The sequence below is a fragment of the Robertmurraya beringensis genome (assembly GCF_042433785.1).
In the GTDB taxonomy this organism is placed as follows: Bacteria; Bacillota; Bacilli; order Bacillales; family Cytobacillaceae; genus Robertmurraya_A; species Robertmurraya_A beringensis.
In genome coordinates this window covers 195083-210204 of the sequence record NZ_JBHLUU010000015.1, presented here as the reverse complement: position 1 = coordinate 210204, position 15122 = coordinate 195083, and the positions used below count along the sequence as shown (strand labels likewise).

Annotated in this window: 12 protein-coding genes and 1 other annotated feature; of the genes, 3 read left to right on the top strand and 9 right to left on the bottom strand. The window is 37.7% G+C overall.

Annotated elements, in window-relative coordinates:
• Window positions 1-70: 70 nt before the first annotated feature.
• Window positions 71-313, bottom strand: a binding site (T-box leader).
• A 64-nt stretch (window positions 314-377) separates the two neighbouring features.
• Window positions 378-554, bottom strand: coding sequence for a hypothetical protein (locus tag ACFFHF_RS03310; protein WP_162927792.1), 177 nt, complete (start codon window positions 552-554; stop codon window positions 378-380).
• A gap of 210 nt (window positions 555-764) precedes the next feature.
• On the opposite strand from ACFFHF_RS03310, the gene ACFFHF_RS03305 reads away from it, so the two are divergent.
• Entirely contained in the window at window positions 765-2516 is a 1752-nt protein-coding gene (locus tag ACFFHF_RS03305) for an N-acetylmuramoyl-L-alanine amidase family protein (RefSeq protein ID WP_160547665.1), read from the top strand.
• A gap of 114 nt (window positions 2517-2630) precedes the next feature.
• Here the strand turns inward: ACFFHF_RS03305 and dtd are convergent, their stop codons facing one another.
• From dtd to ACFFHF_RS03270, 7 genes are all read right to left on the bottom strand, one after another.
• The gene (dtd, locus tag ACFFHF_RS03300) at window positions 2631-3071 is read right to left on the bottom strand and encodes a D-aminoacyl-tRNA deacylase (protein WP_160547664.1); all 441 of its coding nucleotides are present in this window, start codon (window positions 3069-3071) and stop codon (window positions 2631-2633) included.
• A 25-nt stretch (window positions 3072-3096) separates the two neighbouring features.
• The gene (locus ACFFHF_RS03295) at window positions 3097-5292 is read right to left on the bottom strand and encodes a RelA/SpoT family protein (protein WP_377057591.1); all 2196 of its coding nucleotides are present in this window, start codon (window positions 5290-5292) and stop codon (window positions 3097-3099) included.
• A 219-nt stretch (window positions 5293-5511) separates the two neighbouring features.
• The gene (locus ACFFHF_RS03290) at window positions 5512-6024 is read right to left on the bottom strand and encodes an adenine phosphoribosyltransferase (RefSeq protein WP_160547662.1); all 513 of its coding nucleotides are present in this window, start codon (window positions 6022-6024) and stop codon (window positions 5512-5514) included.
• Window positions 6024-8378: a single-stranded-DNA-specific exonuclease RecJ gene (gene recJ, locus ACFFHF_RS03285; RefSeq protein ID WP_160547661.1), complete on the bottom strand. Its 2355-nt coding sequence runs from the start codon at window positions 8376-8378 to the stop codon at window positions 6024-6026. Before recJ ends, ACFFHF_RS03290 begins: the two co-directional genes overlap by 1 nt.
• A 108-nt stretch (window positions 8379-8486) precedes the next feature.
• A complete protein-coding gene (locus ACFFHF_RS03280; protein WP_160547660.1) occupies window positions 8487-9401 on the bottom strand; it encodes a cation diffusion facilitator family transporter in 915 nt (304 codons plus the stop codon).
• A gap of 99 nt (window positions 9402-9500) precedes the next feature.
• Entirely contained in the window at window positions 9501-11765 is a 2265-nt protein-coding gene (gene secDF / locus ACFFHF_RS03275; RefSeq protein WP_160547659.1) for a protein translocase subunit SecDF, read from the bottom strand.
• Between the two features lie 120 nt (window positions 11766-11885).
• A complete protein-coding gene (locus ACFFHF_RS03270) occupies window positions 11886-12182 on the bottom strand; it encodes a post-transcriptional regulator (RefSeq protein WP_160547658.1) in 297 nt (98 codons plus the stop codon).
• A 130-nt stretch (window positions 12183-12312) separates the two neighbouring features.
• On the opposite strand from ACFFHF_RS03270, the gene spoVB reads away from it, so the two are divergent.
• Complete coding sequence (spoVB, locus tag ACFFHF_RS03265) at window positions 12313-13875, top strand: stage V sporulation protein B (protein ID WP_160547657.1); 1563 nt, start codon at window positions 12313-12315, stop codon at window positions 13873-13875.
• Between the two features lie 18 nt (window positions 13876-13893).
• On the opposite strand, the gene ACFFHF_RS03260 is transcribed toward spoVB, so the two are convergent.
• Window positions 13894-14544: a DUF421 domain-containing protein gene (locus tag ACFFHF_RS03260; protein ID WP_377057590.1), complete on the bottom strand. Its 651-nt coding sequence runs from the start codon at window positions 14542-14544 to the stop codon at window positions 13894-13896.
• 66 nt (window positions 14545-14610) lie between these two features.
• On the opposite strand from ACFFHF_RS03260, the gene ACFFHF_RS03255 reads away from it, so the two are divergent.
• The gene (locus ACFFHF_RS03255; protein ID WP_340904744.1) at window positions 14611-15081 is read left to right on the top strand and encodes a TIGR04086 family membrane protein; all 471 of its coding nucleotides are present in this window, start codon (window positions 14611-14613) and stop codon (window positions 15079-15081) included.
• Window positions 15082-15122 lie beyond the last annotated feature (41 nt).

Sequence of the window (15122 nt, the reverse complement as noted above, 5' to 3'; positions counted from 1 at the left end):
CTCCTAGCTATTTTTATGTAAAATTTAATTGTAAGAATGCAAAAAACTCCCGTCCCTTGTACTATTACATACAAGGGACGAGAGTTAATATCCCGTGGTGCCACCCTAATTGAAGCAGCTCAAAAAAGCCACTTCCACTTTTACAGTTAACGCCTGTCAACGTTCCTCTCCTACTAAATCACACGATCGTTCGAAGCGAAGCCTACGGAGTGTTCTTTCATTAAGCCACAATGCGGAAATGTTTTCAGCCTATCGACATTTCCTCTCTTTTCACGTGGAAGTTTAATTACTTTGCTCCATCAAACGGTTATTCGTCTTTTAATATTAGTTTATATATTACGTTCGAGTATTCAGAATGTCAAGATATATTACAAAACTTACGATCTCTCTAATCTTTTTTTCAGCTTTTTCACATCTCGAATCGATAGACCAAACTCACTTGCTAACTCTACCATATTGGAGTTTTTTTCTTTTTGGATAAAGTCATGAAAATCGACACCAAAAATTTGATTATCTCCATCATGTGTAGAAAAAGCCTTATCACTATATCTCATATGTTATCACCCCGTCTATTGTATCCCCTTTAGTTTGTCCCTTTTTTTAGAAAAAGTTTCAGCTGATTAACATTGTTTATTAATTTATAGGGAAAAAATACTCTCATCGTATTAACATATGTAAATTCTTCCTTTATTATAGAGGTTGGTACTTAACACTTTATACATCAATACCCTTACTTACCATTTATCAGGGAGGGAGATTCACACTTGTACAAAAATAAATACATATTGTTTTTCCTGACGTTTCTTCTTTTATGTAGTCCATTCCCCATCAAACCTGACTCCGCATTTGCTGAAGGGTCAACCGTTGAGATTACAACTGACACGTTAAATGTCAGGGAAGGACCTGGACTTAGTTATCAGGTCATTTCGGTTGTAAAACGAGGAGACCGTTTTTCTGTGATAGAGGAAAAATCGGATTGGATTCAAGTATCCTTAAATTCCTCTGGAAAAAAGGGTTGGGTAGCCACTTGGCTTGTTAAAAAACATTCCGCAATTGAATCTTCGTCGTCAAAAAGTGGAATCGTAACAGCAAATCAACTCCGAGTTCGTTCAGGTCCAAGCACCTCTTATAAGGTTGTAACAACTTTATCTCAAGGGGCTACCGTCACGATTAACAAAACAGAATCAAACTGGCATCAAATTAAAACTTCTAGTGTAACAGGATGGGTAGCAGCGGAATTTATTGAGGAGATAAAGACTGACACCGGAGGCTCAAGCAGTAGTAGTCAGCAGACTGGAAAGATAACTACAAACAATTTAAATGTTCGTTCTACCGCTTCCACATCAGGGACTATTCTCGGAAAGCTTCAAAAAGGTAGCACGGTTTCCATTCAAAGTGTGGAAAGCAATTGGGTAAAGATCCAATATAATGGACAAGCTGCCTGGATTAGTAGAGAGTTTGTCGAAATTAGCTCTACTTCATCTCAACCTTCCGTTCCAAATGATACAAACACGGATTCTTCTAGTGGGGTGATTGGGACAATTACGGCCACTACTCTGAATGTTCGAAGCACTAGTTCCTTAAATGGTAAAATCATAGGAACAGTTTCTAAAGGACAAGCTTTTAACATTTTAGCTGAAGAAAATAATTGGGCAAAAATCAAGTTGAAAAATGGTCAATTAGGTTGGGTGGCGAGTTGGTATCTTTCCAAAGAACAGTCATCAACAACTACTAAAGTGGATGTTGATGAAAATAGTACAGCAACGATCCTTTATAACGGAACAAACATCAGAAAGTCTGCCACAACAAACAGTTCAGTCATTAGTAGAGCAAATGCCGGTGACGCTTTTACCGTTCTTTCTGTAAAAAAAGACTGGTACGAGATTCAGTTAAAAAATGGATCAAAGGGATTTGTAGCGGGATGGCTTGTAACAGTAAGTGGAACCTCTCAACAAATAGAGAGACCTGGTGCCGAACAATACTTAAAAAATAAAGTGATTGTGATTGACCCTGGTCATGGCGGTCGAGATACAGGAGCTACTGGTATTAAAGGCAGCTATGAAAAGAACTTGACGTTGAAAACGGCTCAACTTTTATACGATAAACTAAAGACCGCTGGTGCAAACGTCATTATGACCCGAAATAAAGATTCATATTTATCATTAAGCTCACGTGTTGGTATGTCACATACACATGCGGCTGATGCGTTCATCTCGATTCATTTTGATAGCATCCTTGACTCCTCGGTTCGAGGACTGACCTCTTATTATTCTCATAATTACCAGCAAAGTTTAGCTACTACTGTAGGTAAAGAGGTTGCAAGTTTTACAAAGCTAAAAGATCGTGGTGTTCGCTACGGAGATTATCATGTATTAAGAGAAAATAAACGGGCATCCGTACTTTTAGAATTAGGCTATTTAAGTAATTCTGCTGAAGAAACATTAGTCAATTCAGCGAGCTATCAAGCCAATGCAGCCACCGGAATTTATCAAGGGTTGGCAAAATTTTTTAAATAAGGCTGATTTATTAAAGATTGTTGTTAAAATTGCGCTAAAGAATGTAGTTAGCAGGCTCTTTTCTTAAGAAAAGAGCCTTAAATAAAAAAAAGCGAGTTCAATTGAACTCGCTTTTTACTTGCTCTCAACGATCAGTGTTACAGGTCCGTCGTTAATAAGAGATACGTCCATCATAGCACCAAATTGACCTGTTTCTACCTTTACACCTAGATCCCGTAACCATTGATTAAATTGATCGTATATCACGCTTGCATGGTCTGGATGGGCCGCTTCCATGAAGTTAGGCCTTCTCCCTTTCCGACAATCACCATATAAGGTGAACTGAGAAATTGACAATATTTCACCTTTCACTTGAGACAAGGATAAATTCATTTTCCCTTCCTGATCCTCAAACACACGAAGATTAACGATTTTCTCTGCGACATACTTCGCGTCTTCTACTGTGTCACCATGAGTAATACCAACAAGAAGAACGAATCCTTTTGTAATTTCCCCTATTGTTTTACCATCTACTGTCACGCTAGCTTCTTTGCTTCTTTGCACAACCACTCTCATAAGAGTAAACTCCTTAACTTTCTTTCTAATTCATTACTCTGCGAACAGAATATATATCAGGAATTTGCTTAATACGTTCCACGACCTTTTGCAAATGACTCACGTTGTTAATGGCAATAGACATATTGATTGTTGCCATCTTATTTCGATCTGACTTTCCGGCAACCGCTGATATGTTCGTTTTTGTTTCATTCACTGCCTGTAGGACTTCATTTAATAATCCACTGCGGTCGTAACCACTGATTTCAATGTCTACGTTATATTCTTTTTTATTATTTAAGCCTGTTTCCCATTCAACCGGTATCAATCTAGCTTTTGCATCCTCAGTATCGATGTTTGAACAGTCCGCACGGTGGACTGAGACACCTCGACCTTTCGTTATAAAGCCAACAATCTCGTCTCCTGGAACAGGACTACAGCATCTTGAAAGTCGGATGAGAAGATTATCTATTCCCGTTACCCTCACACCTGATTCCCTCTTTTTTGTCGAAGGGAATGACTTTAATTCTGACACTGCATTTGAAATCGTGCTCACTTGCTCAAGGTCTCTCTTCTTTCTCCATTTCTCAGTCAAGCGATTGGCTACTTGAAGGGCAGTGATCCCGTTATATCCAATGGCTGCATACAAATCATCTTCATGGAAAAAGTTAAACTTCTCACTCACTCTTTTTACATTTTCAGCCGTTAAGATTTCCTTTACATCAAAATCCATGCTTTTGATCACTTTCTCAACCTGCTCGCGACCCTTTTCAACGTTTTCATCTTTACGTTGCTTCTTAAAAAATTGGCGAATTTTATTTTTCGCTTGTGACGTTTGAGCTAACTTTAACCAGTCTTGACTAGGACCATACGAATGTTTTGAAGTTAATATCTCGATGATATCCCCTGTTTTCAACTTGTAGTCAAGGGTCACCATCTTACCGTTCACTTTTGCACCAATGGTTTTATTACCGATTTCAGAGTGGACACGATAAGCAAAGTCGATTGGAACGGAACCCGACGGCAGCTCAAATACATCCCCTTTTGGAGTGAATACAAATACCATATCTGAAAATAGATCGATTTTTAATGACTCCATAAACTCTTCAGCATTTGCTGTATCGTCTTGGAATTCTAATATCTCTCTAAACCATGTGAGTTTTTCTTCAAGAGAAGATCCTTCATTAACAGATTTCCCTTCTTTATATGCCCAGTGTGCAGCAATCCCAAATTCAGCAATCTCATGCATATCGAATGTTCGAATCTGAACCTCTAATGGATCACCTTTAGGTCCAATAACGGTCGTATGAAGAGATTGATACATATTAGGTTTCGGCATGGCAATATAATCTTTAAATCGTCCAGGCATTGGCTTCCAGCAAGTATGAATGATTCCTAAAACCGCATAACAATCTTTTATCGAATTAACTACAATTCGTATCGCAAGCAAATCATAAATTTCATTGAACTGCTTGTTTTGTATGGCCATTTTTCTATAGATGCTATATATATGTTTGGGACGACCTGAAATTTCTGCCTTAATTAAAACTTCATCCAGACTAACTCGCATTTCCTTAATAACATCGTCTAAGTATTGCTCACGTTCTGCACGCTTTTTTTTCATTAAATTTACAATACGGTAATACTGCTGAGGATTTAAGTAACGCAGTGCGGTATCTTCTAATTCCCACTTAATTTTAGAAATCCCTAAACGATGTGCTAATGGAGCAAAAATTTCTAATGTTTCATTTGAAATACGTCTTTGCTTTTCAACTGGCAAATGCTTTAACGTACGCATATTATGGAGACGGTCAGCTAATTTAATTAAAATGACTCGAATGTCTTGAGCCATTGCAACGAACATTTTCCGATGATTTTCTGCCTGCTGTTCTTCATGGGACTTATACTTAATCTTTCCAAGCTTTGTTACACCGTCGACAAGCATGGCAACTTCTTCGCCAAATTCCTTTGCTAAATCTTCAATCGTTACATCTGTATCTTCAACGACGTCATGAAGAAAACCCGAAGCAACCGTAGCAGGGTCCATTTCCAAATCAGCCAATATACCTGCCACTTGGATGGGATGAATAATGTACGGTTCACCGGATTTACGATATTGTTCACGATGGGCATGCTTTGCGAATTCATATGCCTTTTTCACATATGCAGCATTTTCATCATTTAAATATTTCTTCGTTCGATCGATGACTTGTTCGGCGGTCAACACTTGATCATTCGCCATATAATCACCTTTAACTTTCTATGTTACCCCATGAATGTGAGGATTATTTTTTTATTAAAAATAAAACTAATATTGTTACTATTATCGAAAAAAAAACTCGATATGTAAAGGGAAAGCCTGTTATTTTTCTGGGAGAATTAAAAATAATGTCGAATCATGCCAATTTCGATCCACATATATGAAAAAAAGCGCAACGATTGCTGCGCTTTTTTGTCAATTTTAGTATTCCATTAACGTTAAAATATCATATCCATCTAATTTGTTTCTTCCATCTAAATAAGTTAACTCAATTAAGAAGGCGATTCCTGCAACAACTCCACCTAATTGCTCAACAAGTTTAATCGTCGCATCAATCGTTCCGCCTGTTGCCAACAAATCATCCGTGATTAATACACGTTGCCCTGGCTTAATCGCATCTTTATGGATGGTTAAAACGTCACTACCATACTCAAGACCGTAGTTTACTTTCACTGTTTCTCTTGGTAGTTTTCCTTCTTTTCTAACTGGAGCAAATCCTACCCCTAGAGAGTAAGCTACTGGGCACCCAATAATAAAACCACGAGCTTCTGGGCCTACTACGATATCAATATTTCTTTGTTTTGCATAATCTACGATACGATCGGTTGCGTAACGGTACGCTTCCCCGTTATCCATTAATGTTGTGATATCCTTAAATTTAATTCCTGGCTTTGGCCAATCTTCTACAATCGTTACAAACTTCTTTAAATCCATTACTTTACTTCCTCCTCAATTTCCACCGAGCCGCGAATACATTCATCCAACCAGGAGTGAAGTACCTGATAGGAGGAATATAATAATTCTTGTTCAAGCGCTAAATCTTCTTGTTTTTTCTGATATGTTTTAGAGCTCGTTAGATCTCGTTTATGACTGCTAGTGTTAAGTGTAATAAATCCATTGTTTATTTTAACAAAATCTAATTCAAAAAACACCTGTGACATAAAATCAATTGTTTCTCTTGACCAGCCACGGTATTTAGCTAACTCATCACCGTATTTTTTCAAATCAAAAGGGGCCTTTTTTGATAAAAACGCATAATACCATTTGAAATGATCTCGTGTTGGTATCGTACTAAAAAAGTCGCTTGCCTCTTTGTAAAAATGGGCATAAATTCTAGCAGGCTTCTTCCCTTTCAGTAATGAAGTCAACAATTCCTTCGATGATGGGAGATCATATAAAACTACATACTGATCATCAATGTCTATATTTCTAGCTTGCTCAACCGTTTCAATAAGATGTAAATGTTCCGAAAGTGACTGTTTTATTTTCTCTGAAATATCATTATTAAAACTAATCCACTTGCTAGATGGAATTATTTCTTTCAGCTTGCCAACCTGCTTTATTCCACGATAATCAAATAATTGCCATTCATTTATGGCCAAATCATGTAAAAAGATTTGGGGCTTCCTTATATTATTCCATTCGTTTATAGACAATTCCCCTACGACTGAAAGCTTCGAATGAGGTGATATATGATCTACTTTTTCACCTAGATGAAAACCGATTCCATCAAGAATCACACCTTCATGTTCTAGACTTAGTTTTAAATGGTTTTGATTGGCGCCGATTTTCTTAATTTGTGAAATATTAGCATCTTTTAACAAAATCTTTGGTTTTTTATTGCTTGTCCCAAATGGTGCAAGAAGTTGTAGTTCTTCTAATCCAGTTAATTGAACATCTTTTATCGACATTTCTAAATCAACTGCTGTGATTGGGATAAAATCTTCCTCAGACAATTGATTTACTGCCAGCTCATTTAATCTGAATCTTAATTCATCCACATGCTCAAGTTTTAGTGTCATTCCTGCTGCCATAGGATGTCCACCAAAATGAGGTAGAATTTCTCTACATGTGGAAAGATTTTTAAATAAATCAAATCCTTCAATGCTTCTAGCCGAGCCTTTTGCTATCCCTTTCTCACGATCAAAGCTTAAAACAATCGTCGGACGGTAAAAGGCTTCTACTAATCTAGATGCAACAATTCCAACTACTCCAGCATTCCAGCCCTCTTGACCAACAACAATGACAGAATTTTCCTCTATAGGATAGAGATCATTCACTTGTTGGATCGCTTCCTCTGCAATGCTCGATACAATACGTTGTCGTTCCTTATTGTACGAATCGATTTCTTCTGCGAGCATTTGCGCTTCATCCAGGTCTTCGGATAAAAGTAAATGTAATGCTGGATCCGCTGAGTCTAACCGACCTACTGCATTGATTCGAGGTCCTATTGTAAAACCAATCGTTTCCTCATCTATGGTTTGCTGTTCAATACCAGCTTGTTTACACAGGGCCTTAATCCCTGCTCTACTACTGCTTCTTATCTTTTTTAACCCTCTTTTTACTAGATAGCGATTCTCATCAATCAGAGGGACAAGATCAGCAATCGTTCCAATCGCTACGAACTCAAGTAAATGCTCTGGAAGTTGTCCTAGTAAGGCGTGGGATAGCTTAAGCGCTACTCCTACTCCTGCCAACTCCTTGAAAGGATATGAACTTCCCGGTAGCTTTGGATGAATAATTGCTAATGCTTCTGGGAGAATAGGACCTGGTTCATGATGATCCGTAATAATCAAATCAACACCAAGATCCTTTAAAACACTTGCCTCATGTACAGCGGAGATACCAGTATCTACTGTAATTATTAGTTTCACTCCACTTTCGTGAGCATGACGAAAAGCCGGTTCGTTTGGACCGTACCCTTCTGTAAAACGATTCGGAATATAAAAATCGACAACTGCGCCTAATTCCTTTAATGTAAGCATCATGACAGATGTACTCGTTACACCATCAGCATCATAATCACCAAAAATTAAGATCGGCTCTTGGGTTTCAATTGCTTGATGAATTCTATTAACCGCAATGTCCATCCCTGTTAAAAGGTAAGGGTCATAGCATTGCTCTACATGTTCATACAAAAAATTTTTAGCTAGAGATGCTGTATTTAATCCTCTTCGTACGAGCAAAGAAGCAACAAGAGGAGAGATCTTCAATTCGCTACAAAGCTCTTTCACTTCGTCTTCACTGTTATGCTGTTGAACACTCCAGCGTGATTTTGGCTTTAACATTCCTTCACCCCTTAGCTTTTCTATTATACTTTAGGCAGTCTACTGTTTCAATGGAATGGTTTCCCCAGTTAGCAAATAAAAGAAGCCTGCTTTCAAGCAGACTTCTCTTTAATCAGATGTAATTTCACTATTATCCGGATTATAGGGATTGATATGTACAAACACATTTTCAACATGTCTTTCTTCCATTAGCTTTTGTTTTACCTTTTTCCCAACTCGATGCCCTTCTTCGACTGTTATATAAGGATCGACAGATATTTTTATATCAATAATCACATAGTGCCCGTGTTCCCTTGCGTGTAGTTCATCAATTTTTTTGACCTCTGGTATGCTTTCAACAATCTTTCGAAGCTCGATTGTATCTTCTTCATGTAAAACATGATCAAGAGCATTATGAATCGATTCACTCCCCAGTTTCCAAGCTAATTTTAAAATAAGAATGGATACAAATAACCCAGCTACAGGATCTGCATACACGAGCCAGCCAATGGCAAGCTTGTCTCCTAAAATGGCGCAGCCAATCCCTACCAATGCCGCTAAAGACGAATACACATCTGACCGGTGATCATATGCGGTTACAATTAATGCATCACTGTTTAATTTCTTCCCCGTCTTGTAGGTATAACGGAACATTGCCTCTTTAATGGCAATAGATACAATAACAGCCACAAGAGCAATAAGTTTAGGGGCTTCAATCGGTTGGAAAAACGCTTGGAAAGAAGATTTTCCAATCTCGAACCCAACTAAAACCAATAATACAGCAACAATAATGGCCGCGATCGACTCCGCCTTGCCATGTCCGTAAGGATGATCTTCATCCGGTGGTTGTTTAGCAGCACGCAGTCCAATAAATACGGCTAAGGAACCCGCTACATCTGAAGCCGAATTAACCGCGTCAGCAACTAAAGCCCGACTGTTTGCATACACACCAATTACCCATTTCAAGATAGCTAAAACTAAATTTCCGATAATCCCTATGATTGCTACAAATTCAGCCTTCTTAAATCGCTCTTGATTTTCCAATACTTAACTCTCCTTCAACCCATTCACTACCAATAGTGTAACCAAAAAATCCGTTTCAAAAAGAGAAACCACAGAGAAATATTCCCTGTGGTTCTAAAATTAAACCTGTGGCTCGTCTGTTCTTTCTCTTTTTACTTTTTCAGTAATTAGAACTCCCTTTTGCTTAAGTTCTTTTGCTTTCATCACTAGCCAAAGTTGAGCAGCGATAAAAATAGAAGAATATACACCAACAACTAATCCTATTAGCAATGCTAATGAGAAATTAAGAATGGAGGAACTTCCGAATAGTAATAAAGCAACAACAGCAATAACTACGGTTAACACCGTATTTACTGATCTTCCTAATGTTTGACGTAAACTACTATTAACAACATCAGCAAGTTCTCCATAAGCTTTAATTCTCTTTTTCTTAGCTAAGTTTTCTCTCATTCGGTCAAATGTTACGATTGTATCATTGATTGAGTAACCAACAATGGTTAAGACGGCTGCAATAAACGTCAAGTCTACCTCTAGTCTTGTAAAGCTAAACAAAACAATAATGAAGAAAACATCATGTAAGAGGGCGACAATTGCAGCAAGAGCCATTCTCCACTCAAAACGAATTGATACATAAAGGATAATTCCAATGGATGCTATGGCTACAGCAATCATTGCATTTTTAGCTAACTCTTTTCCAACCACTGGGGAAACCGTGCTGATATTCGGTTCTGAACCGTACAATTCTTTAAAATGCGCTTTTAGCTCAGCAATTTCTTCTTTTGCTAGAACGCCTAAAAAGCGAACCACAGCAACGTCATTATTGTCTCCAGACATGACAATATTTTCAGCTTCAAGATCAAATTTTGCAAATTCTTCTTTTAATTGTTCGGTTTCAATTGGCTTATCGGACGGTACTTCCACTCTCGTTCCACTTGCAAAGTCGATTCCTAGATTTAGCTTAAACAAGATAAGAACGACCAGTCCGACTGAGAATAACACACCTGAAATAGTAAAGATGATTTTATGATTTTTCACAAAATCCCATCGATCGAATCTGGTTGGTAAATCGATGGCATCGTATCCCTCTGAAATATCTTTCATATCTTTCTTTCTAACACCAAGCCAAGTAGGGCGTTGATCTAAGAAACCGCTTTTCACCCACAAACCAAGCAATAGACGTGAGGCAAAAACAGCTGTGAGGAAGCTTCCTAGAATCGAGATAATTAACATGGTTGCAAACCCTTTAACAGAGCTTGTCCCATAGGCGAACAATACACCAGCCGCAATAATGGTCGTGATGTTCGAGTCAAAAATGGTCCAAAATGCACCTTTACTTCCAACTTCAAATGCTGACTTAACCGTTCTTCCAACCTTTAATTCTTCTTTAATTCTTTCATACGTAATAATATTGGCGTCTACAGCCATACCTACCCCGAGGATCAGAGCTGCTATTCCTGGTAAAGTTAACACTCCATTCATCCAATCGAAGATCACAAGAATCAGGTAAATATAAAGAGATAGGGTAATAACAGCAATAAATCCTGGGAAACGATAATAGAAAAGCATGAATAAGAAGATAACACTTATTCCTACGATTCCAGCAAACACCGTTTCATTTAAGGCTTCTTCCCCGAATTGAGCACCAACTGAGGTTGAATACACTTCGGTAAGCTTAACTGGCAGAGCTCCCGCATTTAACAAGGAAGCTAACGTCTTTGCCTCTTCTAATGCAAAATTCCCTACAATGGAAACTGTATCTTGATTAAACACTTGATTTACATTAGGATTGGACAGGAATTTTGGCTCTCCCTTAGCAAGCTCTGCTTGATAAGAATCCTTCCCCTCTTCAAAATCCAGCCAGATAATTAACTGATTCTGAGGAGCCATTCCAACAATTTCTTGTGTTACTTCTCGGAATTTATCCGCACTCTTTAACTGCAAAGAGATGCTCGGTTTATTGTTTTCATCAAAGGTTTGCTTGGCACCACCCTCTACTAAATCGGTACCATCCATCATGATTTCGTCATTAGCATTTCGGAATGTTAAATTCGCTTCTGTTGAGAGAATTTCACGTGCTTTTGTCTGGTCAGAAACACCGGCAAGCTGAACACGAATCCGATTATCACCTTCAATTTGAATGACCGGCTCGCTTACCCCAAGCACGTTTATTCGATTATCTAACGCCTCAACCGTACTATTTAATACTTCTTGGTCAATCTCTTGGCCTTTTTTAGCAGGTTTCACTTCGTAGAGAACCTCAAATCCTCCTTGAAGGTCCAAACCTAGTTTTATATTTTTTAAAATACTATTTGTAGTTGTCCCAATTGTACTTGCAAAGAGAAGCAGCAATAACAAAAAGGCCACAATTCTACTGCGTTTGACCATTATGTATAAATCCTCCTTAAAATGTAACCGAGCAAGTATCACCATACTACCTGCTGTATTTTCTATACTAATATTATGAAACAGATAGGAATTAGTGTCAATTTATGGACAAGTATGTACTTATTTCAATAATTCCCTTCTTTCTTCATCATTCGCAAGTGAAAACTCATCGGACTTAAATGCCTCCACAGTCGCATAGTTCATATATTCTCCTACATTTACAGAAAGAATATCTGAGACCACCTCATAGAGCTTCACGTCCTCCTTTGGTTTTCTCCATTTCTTCTTTCTTAAGAACTCCCAAAGACTTTCTTGACTGATCGTCCCATACCCGAGAAGGGAAAACTCTTCTATCTTACTAATTAATGCTGGGTGTACTTCTTTACGAAAACGATCGTAATTATGGCCGATTTCCATATCGAGCCGCCTCCTAATACTAGAGTATAAAATATAGAGAAATTTATAAGTCCTTGTCATGCTTTGTCCACATAGGTGCATATAGTTAATTGTATATGATTATACCTATTTTGAGAAGGCAGGTAGCGAGATGTCAAAGTTTTTAAAAGGAACCATAATTTTGTTAGTTGCCGGATTTGTAACAAGAGTTCTTGGTTTTATTAATAGGATTGTGATTGCAAGGTTTATAGGCGAAGAAGGTGTTGGATTATATATGATGGCCTTTCCGACACTTATTCTTGTTGTCACTCTCACACAACTAGGCCTACCGGTGGCTATTTCAAAAAATATTGCAGAAGCAGAGGCGAAAGGTGATACAAAGAAAATAAAACAAATACTTATTGTTTCTTTGGCAACAACCTTTACTTTATCCCTTATCTTTACTCCTGCTCTATTTATTCTTGCACCGTACTTATCAGAAACTCTTTTTACAGATCCACGCACACATTTACCATTGCTCGCGATTGCTCCAATCATTCCAATCGTTGCACTTTCTTCTGTGCTAAGAGGATATTTCCAAGGCAGACAAAATATGAGACCTTCTGCTATTTCACAAGTGATTGAACAAGCGGCTAGAATCACATTGATAGCTGTATTAACAAATATGTTTATGCCATATGGAGTAGAATACGCAGCAGCAGGAGCGATGGTTGCATCTGTAATTGGAGAGCTTATCTCATTGATTTATCTGGTTACTTCATTTAAGCTCAAGAAACAATTTCGAGTTAGAAAGAAATTTTTCAAGCATGTGCAAGAAGGAAAATCAACGTTTCATGAACTGATGGGCGTTGCTTTACCAACGTTAGGAAGTCGGATGATTGGTTCGATTGCGTGGTTTTTTGAACCGATTGTCGTCTCACATAGCTTAGCTATTGCTGGTGTTGCGGCCATTACTGCAACTAAGCAATATGGGGCATTAACAGGGTTTGCTATGCCGCTTTTACTATTGCCCTCGTTTATTACTTTATCGCTGTCCACGTCGCTCGTTCCGGCAATCAGTGAAGCAAATTCACAGAACAATAAAAAGCTGATTGAATATCGACTACAACAAGCACTACGCTTTGCTTTTTTAACGGGTGGATTATCCGTCGTAATCCTCTATGTTCTAGCAGAACCACTTATGGAAGTAATGTATGGATCTTCAAATGGAGCGTACTTTATTCAAATCATGGCACCTTTCTTCCTTTTCTACTACTATCAAGGGCCATTACAAGCTACCCTGCAAGCACTTGATTTAGCAAGGGCTGCTATGATTAACTCTCTCTTTGGTTCCGTTGTAAAAACAGCTGTTATATTTTTATTAGCAAGTCAGCCAAGCTTCGGCATTAAAGGGGCTGCGTTAGGAATCGTTTTCGGCTTTTTAGTGGTTACACTCCTCCATTTCGCAACGGTTTTGAAGAAGATTTCTTTCACCTTTTATATTTGGGATTATTTACTAACATTTGCTAGTATGGGTGTTTCCGGATGGGCTGGTTTATCGGTCTATAACTATTTCAAAGGGGACTTGCCTTTATCACTCAACGTAATTGTAAGTTGCGTGATTATTACTGTAAGCTATACACTACTTGTTATCATTGCTGGACAAATTAAAAAAGAAGAAATGATCCGAGTACCAGTTATTGGAAACGGATTATCAAAACTTATTATGCGTTAAAAAAGAGGTGACTGATTCTCACCTCTTTTTTGTGTCTATCCTATCTACAAAGAATTTCCCGTCTTGAAAGCTGCAAAAAGAAATTTCTTTTACTTGAGTATATCCGAGTTTCTTTAGTTCCTGAAGAAGCCAAAATTTATTTTTCTCTAACCGTTGTAAATTACTTTCTTGAACCTCTCCATCTAATATTAACGGGATCGTAATTCCCCCTTGATTCGGACTCTTTTCATAAACAGATAGCTTTCCTGATGTTTCTAGTATTGCAAACTCAACATCCCGAATATTACGAATATCCTTATCTCTTAGCTGCAAAAGGAGATCATCGAAATTGTAACGTTGTTTTCTCATTTCATGCTCATCAATTTTTCCATTGTTGATAATGATGGAAGGCTTCCCATCTAGCATATCTCTCACCTTTTTACTTTTTAGTGAAAAAAAGGCCAAGGTGATTTGAATAATCATGAGCACAGCCATTGGTAAAATATTATTTACTATTGTTTCTTCTGGCTTCTCAATGCCTACAACCGCTATTTCTGCAATCATTATATAAACAACCAAATCTAAAACGTTTAACTCTCCAAGCTCCCTCTTCCCCATTAGTCGAAAAATTATAGAAATGACACCGTATAAAATAATTGTACGAATAACAATTAGAAAGTATTGATCCAAAAGAAACGCTCCCTTTATGTTCATTCATTTTATTGTTTACAAATCTGCTGAAAACATGAACAAAATGTGATTCTATTTAGAAATGCTCATGAATATGCTTGTACTAAGCAATTACTGAGAAAAGATAGAAGGGAGAGGGGTCCAATCGAAGAGTCGAAAAATTTTAGCAACGCCGTACTATACGGAGTCATTACTGTCTTTTTATTTGCAATTGTAAGTTCGGTGATTTTTTCCTTAATCCTCCGATTTACACCGACTAGCGAAGCTTCATTACAATTTGTTATTACTGGTGTTTCTTTTATCACATTATTTTTAGGTGGGTTCGTATCAGGAGGAAAAGGGAAACAAAAAGGCTGGTTAGTCGGAGGACTCACTGGTATTGTTTATACCACAATCATTTTTTTATTCCAATTTTTAGGAATGGATAGTTTATTTTCGTTTGAAGAAATCGTTTATCATGTTTGCTATATTTTAACTGCCATGATGGGCGGAATTTTAGGTGTAAATATAAGTACCACTTCTAAAAGAGCTGCGTAAAAAATAAGCATATAAAAAGAGGCCACCCTTAGGGTTAGCCT